Below are 1,915 nucleotides of genomic sequence, written 5' to 3'. Positions count from 1 at the left end.
GAATTGGGAGCTGGGGACTGCTGGATTGGACTGAGCTTAGCAAATTCAAGCGGATTGATCCTAGCAGCACGAGTGGGCAAACACAGCGATGAATTGATTGAGGAGTTGGTTGTTAGCACCGAAGGCAGAGATATAGTCAAATCTGGTGTATGCGACAAAATTAGGCAGCCTCCTGATTAGAGATCGTTTTTTCTGCACAGACAACGCGAACGCCATCTTTGAACTGAACGCCATTAATCACATCGCCGAGATACTTAAACCCTCGAATTCGAAGCCAACGCTTCTGAGCACTCTGAACTAACTTAAACACCAGCGGCAGAATCGTGCCTTTGGAGACGGCTCCTCGGGTCTGGTCGGTTCGTAATCGAACGGTGGCAAAGGTCGATTCATAATCCCTTCGGGAACGCTTCGCGAACGGATTGGTCGAGCGAATATGCTTCCAATGCTCAGCCGGAAAATCATAGAACCTCAGCAGTACGTCGCGGTCTTTAGCCAAACAGTCAGTGGCCTCAGGATACTTAGCCTGGTAGGTCTTGATAAACCGGTTTAACGCCTAATTGGCATCGGTTTTGGTCTGTGCTCGATAGATTTCCCATAGGGCTGATTTGGCGTTTGGTTGGAGCTTTTTGGGCAGCTTATTGAGCACGTTGGCGGTCTTATGTACCCAGCAGCGCTGTTTCTGGGTCGTGGGCCAGACCTGAGGCAGAGCCTTCCAGAACCCCAATGCACCATCGCCAATGGCAAGCTGCGGGTCATCGTGTAACCCCTGGTCCTGGAGCGTCAGCATCAATGACTTCCAGCTGAGTTCTGATTCTCGGTAGCCTGCCGCCATGCCTAACAACTCTTTTTGGCCTGTATCGCTCAGGCCGATTATCACCAGGATGCACTGACGCTCGTGCGCTCGGATATTGAAGTAGATGCCATCGGCCCACACATACACATAGCGCTTGTGCTTCAGAGAACGCCCCTGCCACGCGTGATGCTCACAGCCCCACTTCGCCTTCAGCCGACTGATAGTAGCCGCCGATAAGCCCTTGGCTTCTGGCCCCAGCAATGCCGATAGGGCCTCACCGAAGTCCCCGGTCGAAACCCCTTTGAGATACAGCCAGGGCATCACCTCCTCCATACTTCGAGTGCGTTTAAGGTACGGCGGTAGTAGCTGTGAGGTGAACTTGATGCCGCTGCTATTGCGGTCTCTCACTTTCGGCACTTGGATAGCCACTTCGCCAATCCCTGTGGTGATAGTCCGTTCGGGCAGATACCCGTTGCGCACGATGATTTGGCGACCTCTGTCGTCTCTGAGCCCTTGATATTGAACGAGAAATTCATTTAGTTCTGCCTCCACGGCTTGCGCAATGATTTGACGCGCTCCCTGTCGCACTAACTCACTGAGTGCATCGCTAAAGCTTTCCTCAGACTCTGGTGTTTTGAATTCGACTAGCTTATCTTGAGTCATGGTGTATTACTTTTTCTGGTACTTTTGCTTGTCCAGAAGGATACGCCTTTTTTTGTCTCCTACGCTGTACACCAGAAATAGTTATAACTCCTTGCATAGCCGCTTTGAGAAAAAATACGGTTGTTCCTGATTGCGTCAGCGAGTCAAGCAGGCGACCGATACGGTCATCATTGAGATGACTGGCCTCAATACCGGGGCCAAGAAGGTGCGCTACAGGTTTACTCTCAAAAAAATGACTAAACAAATACAGAGGTGCACTCAGAAAACCGAAGCAGTTGAGTAGCATCGCTTTGAGAACTTGACCGCTGCTGATGCAGTTCTGCTCATGAGGGGGAAGCAACTCATTGGTCAATTCCACCAAACCGAGTTCATCAATGACGCCTGCAACTAACCCTAAATGGTCCAGTGTCTCTACCTGAAGTTCTGGCACAATAAATCTCTATGAAGCCTACACTGACT

Annotated in this window: 3 pseudogenes; 1 reads left to right on the top strand and 2 read right to left on the bottom strand. The window is 50.7% G+C overall.

The features are described 5' to 3' along the window. Window positions 1-129 (top strand): annotated as a pseudogene (locus tag AC2VE5_RS26345) (IS1 family transposase); the annotation flags it as partial. Window positions 130-160: 31 nt separating this feature from the next. On the opposite strand, the pseudogene AC2VE5_RS26340 reads toward AC2VE5_RS26345, so the two are convergent. Both AC2VE5_RS26340 and AC2VE5_RS26335 read right to left on the bottom strand, forming a co-directional pair. After that, window positions 161-1,456: pseudogene (locus tag AC2VE5_RS26340) on the bottom strand (IS256 family transposase). A gap of 85 nt (window positions 1,457-1,541) precedes the next feature. Beyond that, window positions 1,542-1,886: pseudogene (locus AC2VE5_RS26335) on the bottom strand (DUF4277 domain-containing protein); the annotation flags it as partial. Between the last annotated feature and the right edge of the window lie 29 nt (window positions 1,887-1,915).

This window comes from Aliterella sp. E5.1, assembly GCF_057473825.1.
Note: the sequence above shows the minus strand (reverse complement) of the source record. Positions and strands in the feature narration are given on the sequence as shown.